A 25,243-nucleotide genomic window follows, 5' to 3' on the forward strand; every position below is an offset into this window, starting at 1 on the left:
CTCACGGGTCCAGGGCGCGGCCGACCGTCAGCGCCATGGCGCGATCGATCGGGATGCGGGCGCGCCGCCGCGCGGCGTCGGTGTAGGCGTAGCCGTCGAGCCGCGCGGCGTCGGCGGAGCGCAGCCGGTCGATGTCGGCGAAGGGGTCTGGCTGAAGGTTCGGGGCGGGCGGGTTGACGCGGGCCGTCTGCTGCGGCGTCAGCGCGGGCTGCGACCGGCGCTCATGCGCGGAATAGCTGGTCAGGAACCAGAGCATCAGGGCGACCGCCAGGAGGGCGCTGCCCGCCAGGGCGCCCATGACGAGCGCCGTCCGCCCGACCTGGACGTCGGTCTCCTCGTAGCCCGGCTCGAAGCCGTGCGCTTCCTCCGCCGCCTCGGCACGCTTCGGAAGCACGCCGCTGCGGCGCAGGGCGAGGGCCGCCAGGATCGCCGGGATCAGGCCGAGCCCCGAGCGCGCGTTGAACCCGCTCATGCGGCGGCCCTCGCGGGTTCCGGCTCCGGCACGAGGCGGGCCGCGAGGGGCAGGACGGCCAGCGTCAGGCAGAGCGTGACGACGAGGGCGAGGAGATCGGTCCAGCCGAGGCCGAAGCGGTCGCGGAGCGCGGGCGTCACGAACCAGAACATTTCGACCGCGTGCAGCGCCACGATCGGCCAGGCAAGGAGGCGAGCGGTGCGCTGGCGGGGCCGCAGGGTCAGGACCGCGCCGAGCAATGCGACGCCGCCGCCGAGGATCGCGAGACCCCGGCCGGACCAGCCGCCGCGTGCGAAGTACCAGAGCACCTCCGCCGGCAGGTTCGCCGACCAGACGACGAGGAACTGGACGAAGTGCAGGAAGGCCCAGAGCGCGGTCAGGACGACGAGCAGGATGAGCCGCGCCTCGCCTTCGGGCGAACCGGCCGGGCCCGGCGCCAGCAGCACCGCCGCCGCCACGGCGAGGCCGCTCCAGGCGGTGAGGAGCAGGAGGCCGCCGAGGCTCGACCCGAGGCGGTGGTCGAGGGAGAGGACGAGATCCGTGACGACGAGCGTCCCGATCACCGCGTGCAGTCCGACGCCGAGGATCGCGCTCCGCGCGTCGCGCTCGCGGGGCGCCGAGAACCGGCGGGCGAGCCAGAGCCAGGTGCCGAGGACCAGGACCGCGCGGCCGGCGACGAAGGCGGGCGTGAGCCAGATGCCGGCGAGCGGGGTCGCGGCTCCGGCGCCGCGCGCCCAGGGATAGAGGAGGCCGAGCGTCGCCAGGATCGGGATGCCGAGGAGCGCGGCCACCGGCATCAGCGCGAGAAGCCGGCGCAGAGCGGCGAGAAGCCCGGTATCGGGCGTGCCTCCGGCGCTGGCCAGGCGCTCCATGACGATCACCACCGGGAGGGCGCCGGCCGGGAGCGCCAGAAGGACGAGCCAGGCGGCGAGGTAGGAGAGCATCGCCGCGCGCCAGCCGAAGGCCAGCCCGGAGAGCGCCAGGAACGCGAGGCCGGCGGTCACGGCGAGAACCTGTCGGGGCGCGGAGAGGGCGGTCATCATCGCAGGGCCTCCAGCCTGGCGCGATCGGCCTCGGGCAGGCTCGCCACCTCGGCGTTCTGGCTCGTCTGCAGGGCGCGGATATAGGCGACGATGGCCCAGCGGTCGGCGGAGGGGATCATCTGGGCCATGCCGTACATGGCGCGGTGGCCCTGGCCGATCGCCCGATAGATCTCGGCCGCCCTCATGGCGCGGGTCCGGTCATCGCTGAGCACCGTCGCGGCGGGAAAGCCGCGCTCGACGATCATGCCGCGCCCGTTGCCGGACTTGCCGTGGCAGGGTGAGCAGAAGATGCCGTAGCGCTCCGCGCCCCGATCGAGCATGGCGGCCGTGATCGTCGCCGGCTGAGGCATCTCCCGGGCCGGGTCGACCCGCGGCACGGTGCCGGCGACGGGCTGGCGCATCGTCATGCTGCGCGGGAAGAACTCGTTGCGGTCCCAGGTGTCCGCCCGGTCCTGCTCGGTCATGTTGGCCTCGCCGCAGGCGGCGAGGGCGAGGAGACCGACGAGCACGAGGGCGCGCCGCGCGCTCATCGGACGATCCGCCGGATCGTAATCGGGCGCCCGGCGCCGGCCGGCAGGTCCGCCAGGGTCTCCTCGATGCGCTCGACGTCGAAGGCATCGCCCTGCGCCTCGGCCGAGAGGAAGAAGCGCTCCGCGGTGGCGCGCGAGAAGCCCGGAATGTTGAAGGCCGGGTGGTTCAGGCGCGGCAGCCTGTTCAGCACCAGGAGGGCGAGGTGGATCGCCAGCGTGCCGCTCATCATCGCGAAGGACACGCTCGGCACCACGAAGGAGGGCCAGGAGAAGCGCGGGCGCCCGCCGATCAGAAAGGTGTCGTCGTAGGCGGTCGCGTAGATGCACATGGCCAGGAAGGCACCGCCGCCGAGGAGTGCCCCCAGGATGGCGTAGGGGCGGATGGTTCGGTCGCGGATGCGCAGGGCATGCAGCACGTTCGGGATCGGCACCGGGCCGTGCGCGTCGAGGTGGACATGCGCGGACTGGAAGCGGTTCAGCGCCTCGGCGGCGGCGGCAAGCTCGGATTCGGAGGCGAACTCGGCGCTGACCCCCCAGAGGGGTGCATCCCGTGGGTCACCCTCGGTCGCCGCGAGGGGATCGGAGGGCTCGCGCGCGGCGGCACGGGCAGTCGCCGCAGGATCGAGGGCGAGCCGGCGCGTCTCGGCGATCCACACAACGGGCAGATAGCGCAGGAACAGGAGCAGCAGCGTCAGGAACAGTCCGACCGAGCCCGCGAGCGTCGCGAGGCCCCAGAGGCTGATGCTGTAGGCGAGGCGCGACGAGGGCAGGAAGTTCTGCTGCAGGGTCACGACCAAGACCATGAAATGGTCGGCATAGGCGCCGATCGCCACGAGGATCCCAATCACCGCGACGGCGGACGCCGAGCGCCGCACCGACGCGAACCAGAAGGCCTGGACCGGCAGCAGAATGCAGGCGACGATCGTCCAGAAGGCCCAGGCATGGGCCCCCGAGATGCGCCGGACGAGGGTAGCGCGCGCGTAGGCGTCCCCGTGCAGGAAGGTCGAGAAGAACTCGGTCCCGTAGCAGTAGAGGCTTGCGAGGCCGAGGCAGAGCATCAGACGCGCGAGGATCGCGAGGTGGCGCTCGGTGATCAGCGCCTCGAGGCGGTAGACCGCGCGGATCATCACCGCGAGGGCCGCCGTGACCCCGACGCCGGAGAACACCGCGTTCACCAGGAAGGTGACGGGCATGATCGTGTCGTGCCAGCCCGGCAGCACCGAGCCGGCGAGCATCACGGAGGCGCCGGTCTGGAGGGAGATGACCAGCAGGACGCCGAGCAGCCCGATGGTGCGGTAGGCCTGGACCCAGAGCTGCCAGTGCGAGGCCGAGCCGCGCCAGCCCGCGGCCAGGATGCCGTAGAGCTGGGCCTTGAGGAGCGCGAGCCGCCAGACCCGGCCGTGCCGCTTCCCGGTCGCGAGGGCGGCCTCGTGGGCGCGGTCGCGGAGCGAGGCGAGATCGGGCAGGAGGCCGATGTACCAGAAGCTGACGCAGACCACGAGGTAGGACACGATGTCGATCGCGTCCCAGACCAGGGGCGAGCGGAATTGCGGCCAGAGCGCCAGCGTGTTCGGGTAGGGCAGGTTCCAGTAGAAGAACCACGGCCGGCCGAGGTGCAGGATCGGGTAGAGCCCGGCCGCGAGGGTGCAGAGGAGCGCGCTCGTCTCGGCGATCCGGTTGATGGCGCCGCGCCACTCGGCGCCGAGGAGCAGCAGCACCGCCGAGACCAGGAGGCTGCCCGAGGCGATGCCGATCCACCAATCGTAGGAGGCGATGTCGAGCGCCCAGACGACGGCGTTGTTGTTGCCCCAGATGCCGACGCCGTTGAGCAGGAGCCACGCGATCGCGGCGCCGAAGACGCCGAGCAGCGCCAGCGCCCCCGCGAAGGCGATCCACCAGCGGCGGTTCGCCGGGTGGACGAGGGGGATCCCCGTCACGGTGCTGCCGATGTCGCCGATCACGGCCTCGGGGCCGACCGGCCCCGGGCGGGCGGTGTCGAGGGCGGCACCGGCCATGCGCCTCACCCCGCCTTCGCGGCGGGCGCGAGGCTCGCCAGGTAGGTGGTGCGCGGACGCGTGTTCAGCGCGCCGAGGAGGGCGTAGTTGCGCGGATCCTTGCGGGCGGCGGAGACCCGGCTGTTGGGATCCGAAAGGTCGCCGAAGGTGATCGCCCGGGTCGGGCAGGCATTCTGGCAGGAGGTCTCGACGGCGCCGTCGGGAATCGGCGCGTGCGCGTCCTTGGCCGAGTCGATGCGGGCGGCGGCGATGCGCTGGACGCAGTAGGTGCATTTCTCCATGACCCCGCGGGCCCGCACCGTGACCTCGGGGTTGCGCTGCTGCTGCTCGACCGGCGCCATCTCGCCCGTATAGTCGAGGTAGTTGAAGCGCCGGACCTTGTAGGGACAGTAGCTCTGGCAGGTCCGGGTTCCGACGCAGCGGTTGTAGACCTGCAGGTTCAGTCCCTCGCCGTCGTGCAGCGTCGCCTCCACCGGGCAGCCGACCTCGCAGGGCGCCTGCTCGCAATGCATGCAGGGGACGGGCTGGAAATGAATGTCCGGCTCGTCGAGGCCGCCCGCGTAGTAGCGGTCGACCCGGATCCAGCCCATCCAGCGCCCGCGCTCGACCTCCTCGCGGCCGACCACCGGGATGTTGTTCTCGGCCTGGCAGGCGGTCACGCAGGCATTGCAGCCGGTGCAGGCGTCGAGGTCGATCACCATGCCCCAGGCGCGCGCGCCTCCCGGATCGGCCGCCTCCGGGGCCCGGTAGAACGAGGGGAGGCCGTCGCTTCCGCTCTCGCCGACCGGCGGGGCGCCCACGGCCTGGACCCGCACGAGGTCCTCCCCCTGCAGGGTCCCGAGGTCCTGCGTCGTGGCGGGCGGCTTGTTCCGGCCGGTCTTGCTCAGCGCGGCGCCGTCCAGGGTCCAGCCGGAATCGCCGCGCAGCGCCGACGCGTCGTAGCCGAGGCCGTTCGAGAGGTGGTCCGGCAAGGCCCGGCCGTAGCCGAGGGTGAGCGTCACGGTGTTCGCGGCCTGCCCCGGCATGATCCAGGCCGGTCCCTCGATCGCGCGGCCGGACGCCTCGACGCGGAGGATGTCGCCCGTGGCGATGCCGAGGCGCTCGGCGAGCTTCGGGCTCAGCGCGACGACATTCTCCCAGACCACCTTGGTCAGCGGCTTCGGCAGCTCCTGCAGCCAGCCGAGATCGGCGGCGGCGCCGTCCCAGATCGTCGGATCGGGCCGGAACACCACCTCGATGGCGTCCGTCGCCCCCGTGCGCGCGGCCGGCGGCGGCGCGGCGCCCGTGAGGGCGACCGACTCCTCCGGCAGCGCGGAATCTGAGAGGAAACCGAGGCGCAGCGCCTCCGCGAAGCGCGTCTCGAAGGCCGCGTCGTCCTCGCCCGCCCCGCGCCAGTGGTCGCGCAGCAGCGCGCGGCCGTCCCCGGGCTCGCCGCGGTCGAGGAGGGCCAGCATCTCGTGGGCCGAGCGGCCCTCGTAGAGCGGCGCGATCGTCGGCTGGATCAGCCCGACCGTGCCGTCGAGGGCGCGCCCGTCGCCCCAGGCCTCGAGGGGATGGGCGAGGGGCAGGTGCCAATCCGCATAGGCCCCGGTCTCGTCGTAATAAAGCCCCGCGTGGATCTTCAGCGGCACCCGCTCCAGGCGCTCGCCGAACTCGAGCGCCGCCGGCGCGTCATAGACCGGGTTGGCGCCGAGGGTGAAGAGCGCCTGGACGGCGCCCCGGTCGATCGCCTCGGCGAGGGACGCGACCGGCTCGGCTCCGAGGAGCGGAACGGGCGCGACGTGCACCAGGCTCGTCCCCGTATTGCCGAGTGCGCCGTTGAGGCGGTGGACGAGGGCGTGGACCTCGGCGGGCTGGGCGAGGCCAGCCGTGACGATCCCGGCGCCTCCGGCATCCTTGAGGGCCGCGAAGGCGCCCGTCAGCCACGGCCCGAGCGGCCCGTCCGCGAAGGTCGCGGTGCCGCCGTCCTGCAGGCTGAGGAGATCGCGGGCGATCTGGGCGATCTCGGGCGTGCCGGCCGCAACGGCGTGGTCGGCCTTGGCGCTGGTGAGGCTCGGGGTCGGCGCGGCGGCGTGCATCGGCAGAAGGCCGCCGGCCGCGTGGGCGGCACGGCGCGCCTCGATCCAGCGGCGGGACAGCCCGGCCTGCCCGGGCCCCGCATCGAGGAAGTCGCCGTCGAGGGAGACGATGACCTTGGCGCGTTCGAACCGCGGCAGGGTCTCGAGGGGCCGTCCGTAGGCCTGGCGGGCGCCGTCGTAGAGGGTGTCGCGGGGCACGCCAGCGGAGGAGAACCAGCGCAGGCCCGGATAGGCCCGGCGGACCCGCTCGATCTCGGCGGCCATCGCGGGCGAGGTGATCGGCCCGGTGAGCAGCGCGAGGCCCTGTCCGCCGGCCTCCCTCCAGGCCGTGAGATGCCCCGCCAGCGCGCCGCGGAAGGCCGCCCACGAACTCGGCCGCCCGAGATGCTGCACGGCCTGCGAGCGGAAGGGATCGTAGAGCCCGAGCACCGAGGCCTGGGCCGACACGTCGGTGCCGCCGCGGGTCCAGGGGTGGTCCGGGTTGCCCTCGATCTTGAGCGGGCGCCCGTTGCGGTTGGTGACCAGAACGCCGTTCGCGAAGCCGTCGAAGAGCGCGCAGGAGGCGTATGCGAGCGAGGCGCCGGGGACGATCCGCTCCGGCTGGTTGACGTAGGGCACCTCGCGGCTTCGCCCGTCGAACCCGTCGCAGGCCGAAAGGCCCGCGAGCGCGAAGGAGGCCGCCATCAGCTTCAGGAAGCCGCGCCGCTCGGGTGCCGCCGCGAGCCGGGCCGCGGCCGGAAACTCGGCGTCGAGATAGGCGCGGAAGGCGGGTGTGTCCGCCACCGCGTCGAGGCTGCGCCAGAAGGCCGGCCCGTCGCCGCCGGCGAGCCGCGCCCGCAGGGCGGCGAGATCGGTCGCGGCGCGCATCAGCGGTGGCACACGGAGCATTCGGCGAGGCGCTCGCCGCCCCGGATGTGGTTCTGCGCCACGAGCTTCGGCCCGAGGGTCGCCTGATCCGGCGGCGGGGTCCAGTTCATGTTCCAGACCTGATCCTGCGCGCGGACGTACTTCTCCGGATTGCGGTGGCAATCGAGGCAGAACCGCATCTCGAAGGCGTTGGCGCGGTAGGTCATCTGCATCGCCGTCACGTCGCCGTGGCAGGTCGAGCAGCCGATCCCCTTCGTCACATGCACCGAGTGGTTGTAGTAGACATATTGCGGCAACCGGTTCAGCCGCACCCATTCCAGGGGCTCGTTCCTGCCGTAGCTGTCGCGCACGGGCTTCAGCATGTCCGAGCCCGCCCAGATCTGCGAGTGGCAGGTCATGCAGGTATGGGTCGGAGGGATGCCGGCGGTCGCCTGGGTCTCCACGGCGGTGTGGCAGTAGCGGCAATCGATCCCGAGCTCGCCCGAATGGTGCTTGTGGCTGAAGGGTGCGGGCTGCGACGGCGCGATGCCGACGCCCGTCACGTAGTCCGAGCGCATGATGGCCGCCGCGATCACGGGCACGCCCGCGAGGCAGGCGAGGGCGGTCAGGAGGGACAGGCGGTAGATCGCGTCGGCGCCCGGCGAGAACAGCTGCGCCATCAGCCGGCCCTCGGGCCAGCTCTCGGAGCCTCGGGTACGGGATCGGAGTGCCGCAATCCGGATCGTCCCGTCATCGCCGTCCTAGCGCGTTCGGAAAACTCTGTGCCTCAGCTTAGGAAGGGCGTCCCCCTCATAAATCAATGGGCCGGGCCGTCGCGGCCGCGGTCCGCTCCCGTTCGGGCGACCGGCGGCGCGTCCTCGTCGCAGGCGCCGATCGGCACCGGAGTCGGGCGGCGCGGCGTCGGCCGGGTGCGCTGTCGCGCTTTGCCTCGCGCGCCCGATCCACTAAGCCCGAATCCTGATGAGACCCCGGTCCTCCGGCCGGGCAGGGGCGACGATGGAACGTGACCCGATCCTCTTCGCCTGGCGCACCGCGCCGGGCCGGCACGCGGCCGCGATCGGCCTGACGCTCGGCCTCGGCGGCCCGCTCTGCGCCCTGGCGCTGCTCTGCCTGCGCGACCTCATCGGCGTCCTCACCCGCGACGACGGCGGCTCGCTGCCCTTCCTGCGCGTCGTACTGCCGCTCCCGGGCGACCGCGCCGACCTCGTCCTCGCCTCCGGCTGGTCCCTCGACCCGGTGGGGCTCGAACTCGCGGGCTTCCTGGCGCTGGCCCTGACCGCCCTGGCGCTGGCGGGACTGGCCTGGGGGGTGGGCTATCTCTGCTTCGCGGCGCAATCGCGCGCTGCCGCGAGCCTGCGGGAGATCGCGAGCAGCGCGATCCTCGGCGCGCCGGTCGGGGCCCGGGACGAGGCCCGCAGCCTCGCCCACCTCGTGGGCGAGGCCCTGTCGCGGATCGACGGCCTCCTGGCGATCGGGCTCCTGGTGCCCGCGATGGCGCTCGGAGCCATTGTCCAGGCCCTCTTGGCGGCGGCCCTGGCGGCGCCCCGTCTCTTGCCAGCGGCCACGGTCGGGCTCCTCGCGGTCGGCCTCGCCTACGCGCTGATCCTGCGGCGCAGCCGGGCCCGGACCCAGCTTCGGCGGACGGAGAGCGCGGCGGCCGAGCGCATCCTCGTCGACCTCGTGCGGCGCATGCCCGCTATCCGCGTCCACGGCGCCGGGGCCTACGAGCGCGCCCGCCTGCGCGGCAAGATGCTGGCGAGCCGCGGGGCCTTCGCCCGGGCGGAACGCCGCCTCGCCTACGCCCGCGCCCCGGCCCTCGCCCTCGCGGTGCTGCTGCCCGCCATCGTGCTCGGGAGCGCCCTCTGGCGCGGCGAGGGGGCCGGCGCACCGCCAGCCGCCATCGTCGAGCCCGGCGCCCTGGTGGCCGCCGCCGCCGCCTTCGCGATCGCCGCGCTCACGATCGCCGGAAGCCTGCGCTTCTGGTTCGTGCGCGAGGACGTGCGGCCGGTCTTCGAGGAGATCGGGCGCGCCCTGCGCGGGCTCGAGGGGCGGCGCCCGCGTCCGGGCACGCACGACGTCCCGGTTCCGCCGGAGGGCGCCCTCGTCGCATCGGGGGTCGGGGCCTACGATCCGACCAGCGGCGAGCGCCTCCTCGGCGTAGACCTGCGCCTGACGATGCCCGCGCATGTCGCGGTGACGGGCGGCCGCGGGAGCGGGAGCCGGGTCCTCGCGGCGGTGCTGGCGGGACAGGTCGAGCCGACGGCCGGATCGGTGACCTTCGGCGGCCACGACCTGCGCAGCTTCGACCCGTCCGAGCGCGCGCGGCGGATCGCCTTCGCGGCGGGCGAGGCGATCCTGATGGAAGGCTCGCTGCGCCAGAACATCCTGTACGGCACCCATCCCGACGAGATTCCGAGCGAGGCGGCCCTCGTCGAGATCCTGCGCCTCACGGGCCTCGATGCCATCGCGTATACGCGCGGCCTCGTCGGGCAGGTCGATCCCGTGGCCGAGCCGGATCTCGCCCGGGCGATCGTCGCCGCGCGCCACGCGGTGCGCGCCGTGTTGGAGAGCGATCAGGCGGAGCGCCTGGTCGAGCCCTTCGATCCGGCCCGCTACAACCACCAGGCGACGGTCGGGGAGAACATCCTGTTCGGCGAGCCGGTGGGTGCCGCCTTCGCGCAGGCGAACCTCGCCCGCCATCCCTACCTGCGGGCGGTGCTGGAGGCGGAGGACCTGAGCCGCCCGCTCGCGGAGATCGGCCTGCAGGTCGCGCGCTCGACGGTGGAGATCTTCGCCGACCTGCCGAACGACCATCCGCTCTTCGACGCGTTCTCGCTGTTCCCGGCGGCCGAGCGCGGCTATTTCGAGGATCTCGTCGCCCGGCAGGCCGAGGCGAGCGGCTGGCGCCGCGGGCCGGCGGGCCAGCGCGACCGGGAGCGCCTGATCGGCCTCTCCCTCCGCTACAGCGAGACCCGCCATCGCTTCGGCCTGATCGACCCGGCCTTCGAGGAGCGTCTCGTCGGGGCGCGCCACTCCTTCGCGCGGATGATGCCGCAGAAGTTCCGGCCCAAGGTCGAGTTCTTCGATCCGGGCCGGCTCAACGCGGCGGCGAGCCTCGAGGAGAACCTGCTGTTCGGCCGCATCGCGTACGGGGAGGCCGGGGCCGAGACGCGGGTGCGGGCGCTGGTGCGGCGCGTCCTGGCCGAACAGGGGCTGGAGCGCTCGGTCTACCGGCTCGGCCTCGACAGCCGGGTCGAGCCCGGCGGCGCCGGCTCGAGCACGAGCCTCGGCGAGGGCGCGATCGGCCCGCGGGAGCGCGTCGCCATCGACCTCGCCCGCAGCCTCGTGCGCAGCCCCGACATCGCCGTGGTGGCAATCCTCCTGGACGAGCGCAAGCCGGAGGATTTCCGCGAGCGGCTGCAGCGCCTGCGCGCCGCCCGCGAGGGACGCGGCCTGATCGTCTGCCTGCCGGACGCGGCCGATCTTCGCGACCTGCCAGCCTTCGACGCCGTGGTGGCGGTGGAGCGCAACACCGTGGTCGACGCAGAGGCGGTCTCGGAGGAGGCGGTGCCGGCCTGAGGACGCTCCGGCGCGGAGGGTGTGGGTCGAGGGCGCGGCCTCAAGCCCGCCCCAATGCGCCGTCAGCTTGGCGGAGAAGGCGCGTCTCGCGTGCCGCCGGCGGGGCTGCTACAAGCTCTGCCGTATCGTCGGGCCGCTCATGCATCTTCCCTTCACGGCACGGGACCTTCGGCTCGCCTGCCTGGTGCTGTTCCTCGCGCTGCCCGGTTTCGCGGGGGGCGCCCGCGCGCAGAACGCCAAGGCCGAGGCGCCGATCCCCGCCGCGACCCTCGCGGCGATGGCCGCGAAGGGCGTGACGGCCCAGTCGCCGGTGCTGTTCCGGGCCTACAAGCGTGAATCCGAGATCGAGGTCTGGAAGAAGAACGGCACCGGCCGGTACGTCTACATCAAGACGTTCCCGATCTGCCGCTGGTCCGGCCAGCTCGGACCCAAGCGCAAGAACGGCGACCGGCAGACGCCGGAGGGCTTCTACATGGTGCCCAAGCGCCAGATGAACCCGAACTCGCGCTACTACCTCTCCTTCGATGTCGGCTACCCGAACGCCTACGACCGCGCCCATGGCGGCACCGGCTCGGCCGTGATGGTTCACGGAGTCTGCTCGTCGATGGGCTGCTTCGCGATGACCGATCAATCGGTCGGCGAGATCTACGCCATCGCCCGCGACGCCCTGAATGCCGGCCAGCCGGCCTTCCAGTTCCAGGCCTACCCGTTCCACATGACCGCCGCCAACATGGCGCGCCAACGGACCGATCCGAACATCGCCTTCTGGCGCCAGCTCAAGGAGGGCTCGGACCGTTTCGAGGCGACGGGCGACGAGCTCCAGGTCGGCGTCGAGGCCGGCCGCTACGTCTTCGCGCCCTCCCGCGACCCGGCCAAGGAGAACGCCGTCGCGATCCGCCGCGCCGTCGAGGAGGCGCGCATCGCCGCCCTCGTCGAGGAGGGCACGGCCGCCGTGCGCACCACCTACTCGGATGGCGGCCAGCACGCCTTCTGGGCCTCCCTCGCCGCGAAGGGCGTCTCGCTCGGCGAGGTGAGCCGGCCGGAGGCCCTGGCCTATGCGGGCCAGGAGGTCGTGGTGATCCCAGCCCGCCGCCACCTCCCGCCGGTGCCGGAGGCGGTCTGGGCCACCTGGATCGGCCCGGAATCCCCGCTGTCGTTCAACCGGCGCTCAGGGAATTTCGTGCCCGCCTACGAACGCGAGCCCGACCGCTTCGGGCCGATGCTCGCGGCCTATACCGAGACCCTGCCGAGCTGGCTGCAGGCGGACCTCGCCGGCTCTCTTCGTGCGCTCGGACGGAGCCCAATCGCCGCTCGCGAGTTGTTAGCGCAGCGCTGAAATCACTGGGAAAACACGCGGGATGAGGCGGATGCAGTGTGCGGACACGCACATCAGGGTGAGTGGCCCCTCACCACCTCAACACTCTATAGAGAGCGCGAGCCGCTCATGGTCATTCGGCCGATCCGCGCAGACGCATTGACGACGGCGCGGCGACAGGTTCCTGATCGCTCGAGATCAGGACGATTGGTAAAACGAACCGTTATGATGACGTCGAAAAGTCCAACCTCGGACGGCGGCCTTGTCCTGCGCTTCTGGGGTGTCCGAGGCTCAACGCCCGTGAGCGGGCCCGGCTACGCCGAGTTCGGCGGCAGCACCCCCTGCCTGGAGGTTCGCTGCGGCGAGCGCCTGTTCCTGATCGACGCGGGCTCCGGCCTGTACAATTGCGGCCAGCATCACCGCGAGGGCCTGCCCAAGCAGGTCGACCTGCTGTTCAGCCACCTTCACCTCGATCACACCAGCGGGCTGCCGTTCTTCAAGCCGGCGATCTTCGACCCGGAACGGACCCTGAACACCTATTGCGGCAATCTCGGCGGGGCCTCGGCGGAAGAGGCGCTCGGCCGCCTGTTCGCGCCGCCCCTGTTTCCGGTCACCCTCGACGTCCTGCCCTGCACGATGCGCCACCACGGCTTCAGGGCCGGTGAGCCGCTCACCTTCGCGGACGGGACGCGCGTCGACACCATCCTGCTGAACCACCCGCAGGGCTCGGTCGGCTACCGCTTCGAGCACGGCGGCAAGCGCCTCTGCGTGATCAGCGACATCGAGCATACCGACCCGTGGCCGGATCCCGCCCTGCTCGAATTTGTCCGCGACGCCGACCTGATGGTCTATGACGGCATGTTCACGGATTGCGAGTACCCGACCTGCCGCGGCTGGGGCCATTCCACCTGGCAGAAGGGTGTCGAACTCGCCAAGGCCGCGGACGTGAAGGCCCTGGCGATCATCCACCTGCATCCCTGCCACACCGACACGCTGCTGCACAGCGTCGAGGCCGACATGCAGGCCGAGATGCCGACCGCCTTCATCGCCCGCGAGCGGCAGAGCGTCCTCGTCGGCGCGACGGTCGGACACCCTGTCGGATCGCCCCGCCTGAGCGAGGCGAGCAAGCCCCTGGCTCTCGCCCGGATCGCCTGAGGCCCAGCAGGTTTAGGCCTCGCGCCCGATGCGGCTGTGCCGGCGGGACCACGCGAAGTAGATCACCAGGCCGATCCCGAGCCAGACGACCAGCCGCAGCCAGGTCTCCCCGTCGAGGGACACCATCATGGCGCCGCAGGCGAGGATCCCCAGGAGCGGCACCAGCGGGACGAGCGGAGTGCGGTACTCGCGTCTCGCGTCGGGTTGGGTCCGGCGCAGGATGATGACCCCGACGCAGACCAGCACGAAGGCCAGCAGGGTGCCGATGCTGGTCATGTGGCCGAGCTGGCTGATCGGCAGGAAGCCCCCGAGCGCGCCCGTGAACACCATGAAGAACAGGTTCGAGCGGTAGGGCGTCTTCCAGGTCGGGTGGAGGCGCGAGAAGAACCCCGGCAGCAGCCGGTCCTGGGACATGGTGTAGAAGACCCGGCTCTGACCGAGCAGGAGCACCAGGATCACGGTCGAGAAGCCCGCGATGATGCCGAGCGTCACGAGGGAGGTGAGCCAGGGGAAGGGCGTCTGCGCGATGGCGGTGTTCACCGGCGCGGCGTCGCCCCGCATGGCGTCGAACCGCACGAGGCCGGTCAGCACGCCGGCGAACAGGATGTAGATCACCGTGCAGATCGCGAGGGATCCGAGGATGCCGATCATCATGTTGCGCTGGGGATTCTTGGCCTCCTGCGCCGCGGTCGAGACCGCGTCGAACCCGATATAGGCGAAGAAGACCACGCCCGCGGCCCGCATGATCCCGCTCCAGCCGTACTCGCCGAAGGTGCCGGTGTTCTCGGGGATGAAGGGCACGTAGTTCTGGCGCTTGATGTAGAAGACGCCGACGCCGATTACGATCGCCACCACCGCGAGCTTCACCGCCACGATGGCGGCGTTGACGCGGGCCGATTCCCGGATGCCGATCATCAGCAGGATCGAGGCGGCGCAGATGATGAAGATCGCCGGCAGGTTGACGAGGCCATGCGCCATCGTGCCGTCGGCGAGCTTGTAGGTCTCGAAGGGTGAGTGGACGAGGCTCGCCGGAAGGTCGATGCCGAATTCGTGCAGGAAGCGGGTCACGTATTTCGACCAGCTCACCGAGACCGTGGCCGATCCGACCGCGTATTCGAGAACGAGGTCCCAGCCGATGATCCAGGCCACGAACTCGCCCATCGTGGCGTAGGTGTAGGTGTAGGCCGAGCCCGCGACCGGGATCATGCCGGCGAGCTCGCTGTAGCACATGCCCGCGAAGGCGCAGCCGAGCGCCGCGATGCCGAAGGAGATTACGACGGCGGGGCCCGCATGCTCGGCCGCGGCGATTCCCGTGAGCGAGAACAGGCCGGCGCCGATCACGGCGCCGATGCCGAGGCCGATCAGGCTCCAGGGCCCAAGCGTGCGCTGAAGGGTGTGCTCGCCCGCCTCCGCGTCGGCGTTCAGCCGCTCGAGGGACTTCGTGCGCATCAGTTCGTTCGCGACGCCGGACGACATGCTTCCATCCCGTGATCTCGAAGGCAGGCGCCGACGCGTCCTCGTGGCCGTCACGGCTCCGTCATCCCTGAAGCTAGCAGAGAGCGCCGACCCGGCCAGCCCTCTGCAAGGAGCCGGCCAAGGATTCTTTTCATCACCCGCGTATCGACAGGGCGGCGGCCCGCGATTGTTCGCTGAGGCGCTCGAGGATCGCGCGTGCCGCTTGCGTGATCTCGGCACCCGCTTCCTCCGGCGTGCCGGCGCGGAAGGGCGGCCGCGGCGCGTACTCGGCGACGAGTTGCGCGGTGCGGGCGTAGTCGGCGCCCCGCAGCCGGGCCGCGAGGGCGAGGCCGAGGTCGAGCCCCGCCGAGACGCCCGCGGCCGTGACGCGGTTGCGGTCGAACACCACCCGCTCGTCGACCGGCTGCGCCCCGAGGAGGGGCAGCACGCTCGCGCGCACACACCAGTGCGACGTCGCGCGGTATCCCTCGAGCAAACCGGCGGCGCCGAGGATCAGCGAGCCGGTGCAGACGCTCGCGACCCAGGCCGCCCGGGCCGCGCGGTCGCGCAGGAAGGCGCGGATCTCGGGATCCAGCATCTGCGCCGGGCTGCCCTCGCCGCCGGGCACGAACAGCACGTCAAGGTCGCGCGGGGCCGCGTCCAGGCGCGACGTCGCCAGGAGGCTGATGCCGCTGTCGCTCGGAACGGGGCCAACGTCCTTGGCGACGAGGTGGAGGCTGCCGGGGGCGAGCCCGGCGAGGAGGGTCTGCGGTCCGACGAGATCGAGGGCGGTCATGCCCGGATAGAGCAGCATGGCGATCTGCACGGGCCGATCGGAGCGCGGTTCCGCGAGGGCGCAGGCCGGGCGGATCGCCGCGAGGCCGAGGCCTGCAAGCGCTGCGGCCGCGACGCCGCGCCGGTCCATCACGGCCATGACCTCACCTCGTCCTCCGGGTTCGGCTCAGAGCGGCCAAACCGCATCGCGGTAGGCGCCGTCCCAGAACATCCATTCGAGCCGGGTGGCGTGACTGTAGGCGCGGTGCATCCGGGCGCGCAGGGCCGGGGAGGCGCCGAGCGCGGCCATGTCGGTCGCGTCGATCATCGCCGCGACGGCGTCGGCGAAGTCCTCGCCCGCGTAGGTGTCGATCCAGGCCTGGTACGGATTTCCGGCCTTCGCCCGGGCGTGGATGTCGCGCCCGACCTCTGCGTAGATCCAGAAGCAGGGCAGAAGCGCACCGAGCACGACCTCGTAGGGCTCCGCGTAGGCGGTGGCGAGGAGGTAAGAGACATAGTGGTCGCAGGGTGGCGACAGGGGCGTCGCCGCGAAGGTCTCGGGTCCGATCCCGTAGTCGCGGAGGAAGCTCCCGTGGAGCGCCCGCTCCACCACGATGGCGGTCTCGGCGCCGCGGGCGAACTGCACGATGCGGTCGGGCTCCGGCGCCTTGGCGGCGGCGAGGCTGAGCGCCCGGCCGAAGCCAATCAGGTAATGCGCGTCCTGGACGATGTAGTGCCGGAAGCGCTCGCGGCTGAGGGTGCCGGCGGCGAGATCAGTGTTGAACGGCATCGTCCGGATGGCCTCGTAGGCCACGGCGTTGCGCGCCCAGGCCTCGTCGGAGAACCGCATCGTCTCGTCGGAGGATCCGGTTCCGGACATCGATCGCATTTCCCTCGAGGAGGAGCCTCAGCCCTGGCGCTGCGCCTGCGTGACCGCGACGTGGATGAGTTCGGCGAGGGTGCGCACGCCGAGCTTCTGACGCATCTGGGAGCAGGCGTTGGTGATGGTCTTGTAGCTCACCGACAGGTCGGCCGCGATGGCGCCGTAGGACTTGCCCTGCGCCAGCCGCGCCAGGATCTGCTGCTCGCGCGGGGTCAGCTGCGATTCCGGCGTGCGGCGCGCGTCCGTGCGCAGCATCGCCACCTCGGTGGCGAGGCGCCGGTCGAGATAGACCTCGCCCGCCCGCACCCGCTCGAAGGCCTCGAACAGCTCCCCCGAGGCGTGGTCCTTGAGGACGTAGCCGAGGGCGCCGGCCTCGAGGGCGCGAGAGACGATCACCGGATCGTTGTGCATGCTGAAGACCAGGATGCGGGTCTTCGGCTCGACCGCGCGCATGCGGCGGATGAGGCCGAGGCCGGCGAGGCCGCTGCCCTGGAAGGTGAGGTCGCAGACCACCACGGGCGGGCGCAGACGGTGGAACAGCCGGTAGCCGGCCACCACGCTCGTCGCCTCCGCGATCGTCTCGATGCCGGCATCCTCCAGCACGCGCCGGCAGCCCTGCAACACGATCGGATGGTCGTCGATGACGAGAACGGGGGTCCGGGACGTCGCGGCGGCCGTGTTCAACGCGATGGCGTTCATGACGAAACGTTCTGCTGCATGTCGTCTCCCCGCTCGGGATCAAGCGGGATGCTGATCCGCACAACCGTGCCGGGCGCGGCGTTGTCAAGAGCAAACGTGCCGTCGAGGGCGCCGACGCGCTCCCGCATCCCGGAAATCCCGAGCCCGATCCCGTGCTCCGGCGCAAGACCGCTGCCGTCATCGGCGACCGTGACCGAGAGGGCGGCCCCGTCAAGGTCGCGCACCTCCGCCCGGACGTGGCGTGCCGAACCGTGCCGGACGGCGTTCGTCATGCTCTCCTGGACGCAGCGGAACACCGTGAGGTCGACGAGATCTCCGTAGCCACGGGCGAGATCGTCGAACGTCCCGGTGAAGGCGGTTCCGGGATGGCGCCGGGTGAAATCCCTGAGGAGGAGATTGAGGCAATCGGCCAGCGGAACCTGACCGAGGGCGTGCGGGCGCAGACGGTTCAGGAGGTCCCGGTTCAGGGTCTGCACCTGATGGACGATCATCCCGATATCGGCGGCGCGCTGGGCGAGGCGCCCGCGGTCCGGCTCCCCGGCGCCCTGCGCGATCCGGGTCACCGAGGCGGCGTTGGCCTCGAGCGCGAAGAGGCAGGGACCGAACTCGTCGTGAAGCTCGAGCGCGGTGCGGCGGCGCTCGTCGTCCTGGGCCGTGAGGAGCTGGCGGTTGAGGCGGCCGTTCGCGGCGCGCGCCTCGGTCAAAGCCTCCGCAACCCGGTTGAAGCGCTCGGCGATGACGGCGATCTCGGGCGGGCCCTCCGCGTCGAGGCGGGCAGTGTAATCGTGCCGCTCGAGCTGCGTCAGGCCGTGCGCGAGGCGGCCGAGGGGGGCCAGAACGCGGCCGAAGGCGAGATAGAGCGCCGCCAGCATCGCCAGGTTGATGCCGAGCGTCGTCAGCGACAGCGCGACGGCGTAGCCCCAGACCTCGTCGATCTCGTCGAGGGGCTCGGTCGTGATCTGCGCGGTGCCGATGCGCGCCCCCCCCGCCACGATCGGCAGGACGTGGGTCTGGATCGTCGGGGCGATCAGCAGGGCGAACCAGCTCGGCGCGACGTGCTTGTCCGAGCGCAGGCGCGGCACCGTGAGGCGCACGTCCTGTCCCTCCGCGTCGAGCACGGCGACCCTGACGTGGCGCAGGGCCTGGAAGCGCAGGTCGAGGGTGCGCAGCAGGCTCTCGCGGGAGGCGGTCTGCGACAGGCGGATCGTGTCGGCGACGAGCAGCTCGACGGTGGCGAGCGAGGCCCGCGTCTCGACCTTCACGGCCGAGCGCGCGTTCAAGACGATGACGCCGCAGGAGACGAGGGCGGCGATCACGTCGATCGCCAGGACGACGACGAGCATCCGCGTGCGCGTCGACCATCCGGCCCAGCCGGGGGCGCGGCGGAACGCCGGCGGGATGGTCCGGGCCGGACCGGCTTCGTTCGTCATCGGGTGGGGAAGGGGCCTCGGGAGCATGTTCGGCCGAATGGGCTGCCAGTTCCCCGCGCAGCCGAAAGTTGAATCGACGGGACAGAGCCCGTCCGGTGATCCGGGATCATCGACGGTGCTCGCGGATGCCGGCGCGGGACCGTGACAAAGCCCGAAGCTGATGTCCACGATCGAGACTGTCGCGGCCGCGCGGGTCCACAGGTGACCGGGTGCCCGACTTGAGCGACGGCCCCCGCGGGCGTAGCCACGGACCGATGTCCTTCGAGCCCGAGATCGGCGGCCTGATCCGGTCCGCCTTGGACGACCCCGAGACCGGCTGGACGCTCGGCGCATTCGGGGCGCTCGCGGCGTTCCGCTGGGCCGCGGACGAATGGCGCGCGCCCCTCGACGACGGTCGCCTCGGCCACGTGACCCCGCGCGGCGGCATCGGGCTCCGCCCCCGCGACGACCTCGTGCCCGTCGCCTACGAGACCGCCCTCGGGGCGGATTGGAGCCAGGCCGTCGCCCTCTGCCTGCCGGAAGCGGCCTGCGCCGGCCCGGGGCGGGTCGCCGTGACGGAGATCGGACCCGACAAGGACGCCCTTTGGGCGGAGGATCGCGATGCGCCGCTGTTCGATCTCGGACTGGGTCTCGGCCAAGCCGCAATGGCGGTGCGGGCGCGGGGGGCGGCGGCGCTGGAGCGCCTGCGCGCGGCCCACGGCGGGGGCTTCCTGGCGCCGGACGACCCGGCCCTGAACCCGGCCGCTCCGGGCGATCTCGCCTGGATCGTCTCCGGACCGCTCGGGCGGATCGAGGTCTTCGGCGATCCCTTCCGGGATCCGCTCGGCCCGCGCGTCTTTCTCGCTCCCCACATGCTGCGCCTGCGACGCACCCACGCCGCCACCGCGCCGATCCCGAGCGGGATCGTGCCCGTCGCGCATCTCCTGCCGCCCCATCCCGCCAAGACCGCCATGGGCGATCCGGTCCCGTTCGATCCCGCACGCCACGCCGCCTTCGACGTGCTGCTGTCGCGCTGGGGGATCCCGCATGTGGTGGCCGCGAAGCGCCATGCGGGCGGCCTCGGCCCGCGGCCGGCGACGCCGCCGGACCGCTGGACCCGGGCGGCCGAGCGCGTGGCGCGTGCCCAAGCCGCGCATCGCGACGCGGCGCCAAGGCGCTCGAAAGATCGCCTCACGGTCCGTGATGGGACACCTGAAGTCTCTCCGAGATACGATCCCTTAATCGTCCGGGCTTTACAGAAAGGCTGTGAGTCAGCCGTTGATGATGACTGAAGCTGCGGCTGCGGACATCTTTGCGCCGCATTGTCATCATCACTTCGTCTACCGATAGCCTGTGCCGGTGGCGCCTTTGCCGCACCCGGGATCGGCCAAACGGTGCGCCGTCCCGCCCTCGGCGCTCCGGGACCGGCGAATGGGGGAGCCGGTCCTTCCTGGCACGTAGCGTTAAGAGACCCCGCCCGATGATGTCTATCGCGATCGACCCATCCGAGACTCGCCCGCAGACGAAGCCCGGGAAGCCCCCGTTCGGGCGTCTGCTGATCCTCGGCAGCCTCGGGATCGGCGGGATCGTGGGCCTGTCCGTCACCGCGAATGCGTTGCTCTCCGGCCTCGCCGGCCCGCCCCCGATGCCGGTCAGCCGCATCGCGGCGAACTGGCCCGACCTGAAGGACGGCGTCCCCGATCTCGTGGCGCGTGGCCCCGCGCAGCCGATCGCGCTGCCGGCCGCGGATTCCGCGACGCTCGCGAAGATCGCCAGCGCCGACCCGGACGTGCCGCTGGTGATGACGCCGGCCACCGACAACGCCCTGCGCCCGAGCCTCGCGCCGCCCGCCGAAGCGCCGGCCGCCATGACGCCGGCCGCCAAGGTGCCCTTCGCCAAGGTGCCCTCCGGCAAGTCGAACGCTGCGATCGCGGCAATGCCCGCGGCCAAGGGCTCGTCCTTCCCATCGCCGCCCCGCCGGCCGCCGATGATCGAGAATGCCGCGGTGATCGGACCGGGCCGCGACGCGCCGGTCCTCGGTCCGACCCGTACCGCCGCCCCGGTGGCCCCGCTGCGCGCCGAGACGGTGCGGGCGCGATCCGCCGAGAGCAGCTTCGCGGCCCTTCCGCCCGAGGCGGCCAGGCCCGCGTCGGAGCCCGCGAAGGCCGTCAAGGCGGTCGCGGCGAAGCCCAAGCCGGACCCCAAGGCCAAGCCCGCCGCGGTCGCCCAGGCCGCACCAGCGCAGGCTTTCGCGGAGCCAGAGCCCGAGACCACCGAAGTGTTCGGCCTGAAGCTGCCCTCGCTGGCGCCGGCCGGACGCAAGATCCGCGAGAGCGTCGAGGCGCTCGGCGACGCGGTTCGGGGTATCCCGGAGAAGTTCTAGCGGGCCGCCGTCGGCGCTCCCCGCGCTCGGTCGGCCCGAGGGACCGCAGGCCGGATCCGCGCGCTCGGCCGCGTCCGGGCCTGACCAAAGTTCTGGTCCGGTCTCCGAAGGTCCGTATCGTTGATGGCCGGCGTCAGTCGGGCTTGCGCGGCTTCTTGCCGGCTTCGCGGGTGTGCTTGCCGGCGCGCGGGCTCTTGAAGCCTTTCGGGCCCTTGCGCTCGGGAGCCGGCCCTTCATTCCCGTTGAGGGCCTCGATCTGGATCTCCGGAGAGCCGTTGCGCGCGAAGGTCGCGGCGAAGCGGCTCGCGGCGTTGCCGCGCACCTCGAACTTCGTCTCCCGGTCGAAGATACGGATCGCGCCGATCTCCTGGCGGTCGATGCCGCCGCGACGGGTCAGCATCGGCAGCAGGCGGCGCGGATCGGCATTGTCGCGCCGGCCGAGATTCAGCCGGAACCAGACCGCCGGGCCCATGGCATCGATGCGCTCGGCATCGGCGGGATCGTAGGGGAGTCGGCCGGTGGCGCGCCGCGGCCCGGTATCGCCCGGATCGGTGACGTCCTCGGGGGCGGGCAGGCGGGTGCGGTAGACCTTGGCGAGCGCGGCCGCGAGCTCCTGCGGCGAGCGCTGGGCGAGCAGCGATTCGGCGATGGCCAGATCCTCCTCGGCCGGCGGCTCGGTAAAGAGCGGATCCTTGAGCATGCGCTCGCCGTCGAGCCGCCGGATCTCGTCGGCCGAAGGCGGGCCGGCCCATTCCGGCGTGATCTTGGCGACCGCCAGCATCTGCTCGGCGCGGCGGCGGCGGGAGTTCGGCACGAGGAGCACGCTCGTGCCCTTGCGGCCGGCACGGCCGGTGCGGCCGCTCCGGTGCTGCAGGACCTCGGCGTCGTGGGGCAGGTCGGCGTGGATGACGAGGCTCAGCGTCGGCAGGTCGATGCCGCGGGCGGCGACGTCGGTGGCGACGCAGACCCGCGCCCGGCCATCCCGGAGCGCCTGCAAGGCCGCGTTGCGCTCGCCCTGCCCGAGCTCGCCCGAGAGGGCGACGGCCGAGAAGCCGCGCTCGGTCAGTCCGGCCTGGAGGTGGCGCACGGCGTTGCGGGTGTTGCAGAACACGATCGCGGTCGGCGCGTCGGCCTCGCGCAGGACGTTCAGCACCACGTGCTCGATCTCGCGCGGGACGACGCGGATCGCCCGGTAGGCGATGTCGGCATGGCCGCGCTCCTGCCCCTTCACGGCGATGCGCAGGGCATCGCGCTGGTAGCGCTCGGCGAGGGCCGCGATGGCCTTGGGCAGCGTCGCGGAGAACAGCAGGGTGCTGCGGGTCTCAGGGGTCTGCGAGAGGATGAACTCGAGGTCGTCCCGGAAGCCGAGGTCGAGCATCTCGTCGGCCTCGTCGAGGATCGCGGCACGCAGGGCGCGCGTGTCGAGGTTGCGCCGCTCGATATGGTCGCGCAGGCGCCCCGGCGTGCCGACCACGATGTGGGCGCCCTCGGCGAGCGCCCGATGCTCCCGGCGCGGGTCCATGCCGCCGACGCAGGCGATCACGCGGGCCCCGGCCTTGGCGTAGAGCCAGGACAATTCGCGGTGGACCTGAAGCGCCAATTCGCGCGTCGGCGCGATCACGAGGGCGAGCGGTGCGGCGGCCGGCGGCAGGGATTCGGCCTCGCCGAGGAGCGTCGACGCGATGGCGAGCCCGTACGCGACGGTCTTGCCGGAACCGGTCTGGGCGGAGACGAGGAGGTCGCGGCCCTCGGCATTGGCTTCGAGCACGGCGCTCTGCACCGGGGTCGGGTCATTGTAGTCGCGCTCGGCGAGCGCCCGCGTGAAGGGGGCGGGCAGGATAGGAAACGGCACGGAACGGGCTTTCAACGCCGGCGGCCCATCCGACGCGGCACGGGCAAAGCCGGATGGGCGGACGGAGAGAGACCGGTCTCGAATCGAGTGCGGAAGGCGTGCTTCTACGCGTTCCGCGCGTCCGGCGCCATCACCCGCGCTGCATGGGCCAGTTGCGTTGCACAGGCACGGTTTCGCGAGATCGCCGACCGTCCGCAACCTTTTCGATCCTGCCCAGCTTGTCCGACCGCGGCGGGAGCGGCCGTGGTCGGCCGGACGGGCGGTATCGGGGCGCGGAGGAACGGGACGGCGATGGGTGGCATCTTACGACTGGTGGTGGCCTGGGCGACGGTCGGCGCCTTCACCTGGTTCGGCAAGGGCTGGCTCGCCGACCTCGCCTCGCCGCTCTGGGCGACCGGGCTGTTCGCCTGGCTCCTCGGCGCGATCCTGTGGGCGGCCTTCGGGGTGGTGCACGAGGCGGAGGAACTGGCCGAGCGCCTCGGCGAGCCCCTCGGCACCCTGGTCCTCACCCTGTCGATCGTCGTCATCGAGGTGGTGCTGGTCTCCGCCGTGATGCTCTCGGCCAAGGACGCGCCGACCCTCGGGCGCGACACGATGTTCGCCGTGCTGATGATCGTGCTGAACGGCGTCGTGGGGCTCGGCCTGCTGATCGGCGGCATCCGGCACCACCAGCAATCCTACAACCTCCAGGGCGCCTCGGCCTTCCTGGCCGTCATCATCCCGCTCACCACCATCGCCCTCGTCATCCCGAACTTCACGACCTCCACCTCGGACGGCACGCTGACGACCCTGCAGGCGGTGACGTTCTCGGTCTTCACGGTGGCGCTCTACGGCGTGTTCCTGCTGATCCAGACCGGGCGCCACAGCGACTTCTTCAAGGAATCGGGCGCGGCGACGGCCGCCGATGCCCCGAAGCGGCCGCCCCCCGAAGCCGGGCAGATCCTCCGGCACTTCGTGCTGCTGATCGCCAATATCCTGCCGATCGTGCTGCTTTCGAAGAGCCTCGCCACCATCCTCGACCACGGCATCGCCGCGCTCGGCGCGCCCTCGGCCCTCGGCGGTGTCCTCATCGCCGCGATCGTGTTCACCCCCGAGGCGATCTCGGCCCTCAAGGCCATCGCCCGGAACGAGCTGCAGCGGGCGATCAATCTCTGCCTCGGCGCCGCGACCTCGACGGTCGGCCTCACGGTGCCGGCGATCCTCGCGGTGGGGCTGATCACCGGCCAGACGGTGGTGCTCGGGCTCAAGCCGACCGAGATGGCGCTGCTGACCGTCACCCTGATCCTCAGCACCCTGACCTTCTCGGGGCTGCGCACCACGGTGCTGGAGGGCGCCGTGCACCTGATCCTGTTCTTCGTCTACGTCGTGCTGATCTTCAGCCCCTGAGCCGGGCTCAGCCGCCGAAGCGCTCAGTTCGGATCGCGCGCGGTGCGAGGCCGGCATCGAGCAGCAGGTCGGAGACCGCGCCCACGAAGGCATTCGCGCCGCAGACGAAAGCGTGGGCCGGGGCTCCGAGGTCGGCGAGGGCCGCCTCGATCGCCGTGCGATCGATGCGGCGGCCTCCGGGCTCGCGGGTGAGGACGAGCCTCAGCGCGAAGCCGGGCTCGCGGCGGGCGCGCTCCTCGAGCTCGGCCCGCGCGATGATCGCCTCCCGCGTACGGCTGGAATAGAGCAGGAGGGCGGGCACCCCCGGCGCGGCGAGCGCCCGGTAGCGCAGCATCGCCAGGAGCGGCACCACGCCGGAGCCGCCGGCGACGAGGAGGAGGGGGCCGCCGTCGCGCCGCTCCCACACGAAGGAGCCGATCGGGCCGCGCAGCTCGATCGTGTCGCCGACCTCCGCGATGTCGGCGAAGAAACCCGAGACCTCGCCCTCGTCGAGACGCTCGATCATCAGCTCGATCAGGCCCGACGCGTCCGGCGCCGAGGCGATCGAGTAGCTGCGTTGCGCCTGGTAGCCGTCCGGCGCGGTCAGCCGGACGTCCACATGCTGGCCCGGCCGGAAGCGGTCGGAGAAGGGGACGCGCAGGCGGAAGCGCTTCACCCGCGGGGTCACGGAGGCGATCTCGGCGATGACGGCCTCCTGCCAGCGCAGGTCCGCCGGATCAGTCACCGGTGAAGCGCTGCTCGCGCCAGGGATCGCCGTACATGTGATAGCCCCGCAACTCCCAGAACCCGGCCTCGTCCTTACGGGTGAAGCGCAGGCCCTTCACCCACTTGGCGCTCTTCCAGAAGTAGAGATGCGGCACGAGGAGCCGCGCCGGGCCGCCGTGGTCGGGCGGGATCGGAGCCCCGTTAAAATGCGTCGCCACCATGGCCTTGCCGCCAGTGAGGTCGGCGACCGGCACGTTGGTGGTGTAGTCGTCATAGCCCTCCGCCAGCAGGAATTCCGTCGGCGCCGCGAGGCCGGCATCCGCCAGCAGGTCGTCGAAGCTCACGCCTTCCCAGGCCGTGTCGAACTTCGACCACTTGGTGACGCAGTGGATGTCGCCGGCCCAGCGCGTTCGGGGCAGGGCGTGGAACGTCTGCCAGTCCCAACGCTTCACCGGCTTCGGACCATCGCGCAGGGTGAAGTGCCAGGTGTCGAGGTCGATCCGGGGCGTCGGCCCGAGCTGCAGCACCGGAAAGTCCTCGGTGAGGTACTGTCCGGGCGGAAGACGCTCCCGCGTCGCCTCGGGCGGACGCCGCCCGGTGAAACCTCGTGTGGCCATGCAAAACCTCGCTCGCGGCGGGCACC

The 25,243-nt window shown here is 72.0% G+C and carries 20 protein-coding genes; 6 read left to right on the forward strand and 14 right to left on the reverse strand.

Annotated elements, in window-relative coordinates:
• Window position 1 precedes the first annotated feature (1 nt).
• The 6 genes from F6X51_RS09425 to F6X51_RS09450 are packed head-to-tail and all read right to left on the reverse strand — an operon-like array spanning window position 2 to window position 7,664.
• Complete coding sequence (locus F6X51_RS09425) at window positions 2-472, reverse strand: hypothetical protein (RefSeq protein ID WP_150962984.1); 471 nt, start codon at window positions 470-472, stop codon at window positions 2-4.
• Window positions 469-1,515, reverse strand: a complete 1,047-nt coding sequence (locus tag F6X51_RS09430) for a hypothetical protein (RefSeq protein WP_150962985.1) — start codon at window positions 1,513-1,515, stop codon at window positions 469-471. The genes F6X51_RS09425 and F6X51_RS09430 overlap by 4 nt, the downstream gene beginning before the upstream one ends.
• Window positions 1,512-2,045: a c-type cytochrome gene (locus F6X51_RS09435; protein WP_150962986.1), complete on the reverse strand. Its 534-nt coding sequence runs from the start codon at window positions 2,043-2,045 to the stop codon at window positions 1,512-1,514. Before F6X51_RS09435 ends, F6X51_RS09430 begins: the two co-directional genes overlap by 4 nt.
• Window positions 2,042-4,060, reverse strand: coding sequence for a quinol:electron acceptor oxidoreductase subunit ActD (locus F6X51_RS09440; protein ID WP_150962987.1), 2,019 nt, complete (start codon window positions 4,058-4,060; stop codon window positions 2,042-2,044). Before F6X51_RS09440 ends, F6X51_RS09435 begins: the two co-directional genes overlap by 4 nt.
• Before the next feature lie 5 nt (window positions 4,061-4,065).
• Entirely contained in the window at window positions 4,066-7,017 is a 2,952-nt protein-coding gene (locus tag F6X51_RS09445; protein ID WP_246696723.1) for a TAT-variant-translocated molybdopterin oxidoreductase, read from the reverse strand.
• Complete coding sequence (locus F6X51_RS09450) at window positions 7,005-7,664, reverse strand: cytochrome c3 family protein (protein ID WP_150962988.1); 660 nt, start codon at window positions 7,662-7,664, stop codon at window positions 7,005-7,007. Before F6X51_RS09450 ends, F6X51_RS09445 begins: the two co-directional genes overlap by 13 nt.
• A gap of 337 nt (window positions 7,665-8,001) precedes the next feature.
• On the opposite strand from F6X51_RS09450, the gene F6X51_RS09455 reads away from it, so the two are divergent.
• From F6X51_RS09455 to F6X51_RS09465, 3 genes are all read left to right on the forward strand, one after another.
• Window positions 8,002-10,584 (forward strand): ABC transporter ATP-binding protein, encoded by a 2,583-nt coding sequence (locus tag F6X51_RS09455; protein WP_150962989.1) that lies wholly within the window; start codon window positions 8,002-8,004, stop codon window positions 10,582-10,584.
• A gap of 139 nt (window positions 10,585-10,723) precedes the next feature.
• Window positions 10,724-11,920, forward strand: coding sequence for a L,D-transpeptidase family protein (locus tag F6X51_RS09460; RefSeq protein WP_150962990.1), 1,197 nt, complete (start codon window positions 10,724-10,726; stop codon window positions 11,918-11,920).
• 207 nt (window positions 11,921-12,127) lie between these two features.
• Window positions 12,128-13,054 (forward strand): MBL fold metallo-hydrolase, encoded by a 927-nt coding sequence (locus F6X51_RS09465; protein WP_150962991.1) that lies wholly within the window; start codon window positions 12,128-12,130, stop codon window positions 13,052-13,054.
• A 12-nt stretch (window positions 13,055-13,066) separates the two neighbouring features.
• On the opposite strand, the gene F6X51_RS09470 is transcribed toward F6X51_RS09465, so the two are convergent.
• From F6X51_RS09470 to F6X51_RS09490, 5 genes are all read right to left on the reverse strand, one after another.
• A complete protein-coding gene (locus F6X51_RS09470) occupies window positions 13,067-14,530 on the reverse strand; it encodes an amino acid permease (RefSeq protein WP_150962992.1) in 1,464 nt (487 codons plus the stop codon).
• A 133-nt stretch (window positions 14,531-14,663) separates the two neighbouring features.
• Window positions 14,664-15,443 carry a DJ-1/PfpI family protein gene (locus tag F6X51_RS09475; protein ID WP_407658494.1) on the reverse strand — a complete coding sequence of 260 codons (780 nt, stop codon included), beginning with the start codon at window positions 15,441-15,443 and terminating at the stop codon, window positions 14,664-14,666.
• A gap of 27 nt (window positions 15,444-15,470) precedes the next feature.
• Entirely contained in the window at window positions 15,471-16,163 is a 693-nt protein-coding gene (locus F6X51_RS09480; RefSeq protein WP_246696724.1) for a TenA family protein, read from the reverse strand.
• Between the two features lie 27 nt (window positions 16,164-16,190).
• Complete coding sequence (locus F6X51_RS09485) at window positions 16,191-16,865, reverse strand: response regulator (protein WP_150962993.1); 675 nt, start codon at window positions 16,863-16,865, stop codon at window positions 16,191-16,193.
• Window positions 16,862-18,295: an ATP-binding protein gene (locus tag F6X51_RS09490; protein ID WP_150962994.1), complete on the reverse strand. Its 1,434-nt coding sequence runs from the start codon at window positions 18,293-18,295 to the stop codon at window positions 16,862-16,864. The genes F6X51_RS09485 and F6X51_RS09490 overlap by 4 nt, the downstream gene beginning before the upstream one ends.
• 254 nt (window positions 18,296-18,549) lie before the next feature.
• Here F6X51_RS09490 and F6X51_RS09495 point away from each other — a divergent pair, with 254 nt between their 5' ends.
• Together F6X51_RS09495 and F6X51_RS09500 are read left to right on the forward strand one after the other, a co-directional pair.
• A complete protein-coding gene (locus F6X51_RS09495) occupies window positions 18,550-19,566 on the forward strand; it encodes a DUF6925 family protein (RefSeq protein ID WP_150962995.1) in 1,017 nt (338 codons plus the stop codon).
• A 188-nt stretch (window positions 19,567-19,754) separates the two neighbouring features.
• Window positions 19,755-20,657, forward strand: coding sequence for a hypothetical protein (locus F6X51_RS09500; protein WP_150962996.1), 903 nt, complete (start codon window positions 19,755-19,757; stop codon window positions 20,655-20,657).
• 133 nt (window positions 20,658-20,790) lie between these two features.
• Here the strand turns inward: F6X51_RS09500 and F6X51_RS09505 are convergent, their stop codons facing one another.
• Window positions 20,791-22,509, reverse strand: a complete 1,719-nt coding sequence (locus tag F6X51_RS09505; protein WP_150962997.1) for a DEAD/DEAH box helicase — start codon at window positions 22,507-22,509, stop codon at window positions 20,791-20,793.
• A 291-nt stretch (window positions 22,510-22,800) separates the two neighbouring features.
• Between F6X51_RS09505 and F6X51_RS09510 the strand changes: the two genes are divergently transcribed.
• Window positions 22,801-23,895 (forward strand): calcium:proton antiporter, encoded by a 1,095-nt coding sequence (locus F6X51_RS09510; RefSeq protein WP_150962998.1) that lies wholly within the window; start codon window positions 22,801-22,803, stop codon window positions 23,893-23,895.
• A 7-nt stretch (window positions 23,896-23,902) separates the two neighbouring features.
• Here F6X51_RS09510 and F6X51_RS09515 read toward each other — a convergent pair whose 3' ends face one another.
• Window positions 23,903-24,619: a ferredoxin reductase gene (locus F6X51_RS09515; RefSeq protein ID WP_150962999.1), complete on the reverse strand. Its 717-nt coding sequence runs from the start codon at window positions 24,617-24,619 to the stop codon at window positions 23,903-23,905.
• On the reverse strand, window positions 24,612-25,217 hold the full coding sequence (locus F6X51_RS09520; RefSeq protein ID WP_150963000.1) for a sulfite oxidase-like oxidoreductase: 606 nt from the start codon (window positions 25,215-25,217) through the stop codon (window positions 24,612-24,614). Before F6X51_RS09520 ends, F6X51_RS09515 begins: the two co-directional genes overlap by 8 nt.
• Between the last annotated feature and the right edge of the window lie 26 nt (window positions 25,218-25,243).

Source organism: Methylobacterium planeticum (assembly GCF_008806345.1).
Lineage (GTDB): Bacteria > Pseudomonadota > Alphaproteobacteria > Rhizobiales > Beijerinckiaceae > Methylobacterium > Methylobacterium planeticum.

Coding starts and splice junctions, on each gene's coding strand:
- F6X51_RS09425 (WP_150962984.1), bottom strand. CDS start 472: ATGAGCGGGTTCAACGCGCGCTCGGGGCTCGGCCTGATCCCGGCGATC.
- F6X51_RS09430 (WP_150962985.1), bottom strand. CDS start 1,515: ATGATGACCGCCCTCTCCGCGCCCCGACAGGTTCTCGCCGTGACCGCC.
- F6X51_RS09435 (WP_150962986.1), bottom strand. CDS start 2,045: ATGAGCGCGCGGCGCGCCCTCGTGCTCGTCGGTCTCCTCGCCCTCGCC.
- F6X51_RS09440 (WP_150962987.1), bottom strand. CDS start 4,060: ATGGCCGGTGCCGCCCTCGACACCGCCCGCCCGGGGCCGGTCGGCCCC.
- F6X51_RS09450 (WP_150962988.1), bottom strand. CDS start 7,664: ATGGCGCAGCTGTTCTCGCCGGGCGCCGACGCGATCTACCGCCTGTCC.
- F6X51_RS09455 (WP_150962989.1), top strand. CDS start 8,002: ATGGAACGTGACCCGATCCTCTTCGCCTGGCGCACCGCGCCGGGCCGG.
- F6X51_RS09460 (WP_150962990.1), top strand. CDS start 10,724: ATGCATCTTCCCTTCACGGCACGGGACCTTCGGCTCGCCTGCCTGGTG.
- F6X51_RS09465 (WP_150962991.1), top strand. CDS start 12,128: ATGACGTCGAAAAGTCCAACCTCGGACGGCGGCCTTGTCCTGCGCTTC.
- F6X51_RS09470 (WP_150962992.1), bottom strand. CDS start 14,530: ATGTCGTCCGGCGTCGCGAACGAACTGATGCGCACGAAGTCCCTCGAG.
- F6X51_RS09475 (WP_407658494.1), bottom strand. CDS start 15,443: ATGGCCGTGATGGACCGGCGCGGCGTCGCGGCCGCAGCGCTTGCAGGC.
- F6X51_RS09480 (WP_246696724.1), bottom strand. CDS start 16,163: ATGTCCGGAACCGGATCCTCCGACGAGACGATGCGGTTCTCCGACGAG.
- F6X51_RS09485 (WP_150962993.1), bottom strand. CDS start 16,865: ATGAACGCCATCGCGTTGAACACGGCCGCCGCGACGTCCCGGACCCCC.
- F6X51_RS09490 (WP_150962994.1), bottom strand. CDS start 18,295: ATGACGAACGAAGCCGGTCCGGCCCGGACCATCCCGCCGGCGTTCCGC.
- F6X51_RS09495 (WP_150962995.1), top strand. CDS start 18,550: ATGTCCTTCGAGCCCGAGATCGGCGGCCTGATCCGGTCCGCCTTGGAC.
- F6X51_RS09500 (WP_150962996.1), top strand. CDS start 19,755: ATGATGTCTATCGCGATCGACCCATCCGAGACTCGCCCGCAGACGAAG.
- F6X51_RS09510 (WP_150962998.1), top strand. CDS start 22,801: ATGGGTGGCATCTTACGACTGGTGGTGGCCTGGGCGACGGTCGGCGCC.
- F6X51_RS09520 (WP_150963000.1), bottom strand. CDS start 25,217: ATGGCCACACGAGGTTTCACCGGGCGGCGTCCGCCCGAGGCGACGCGG.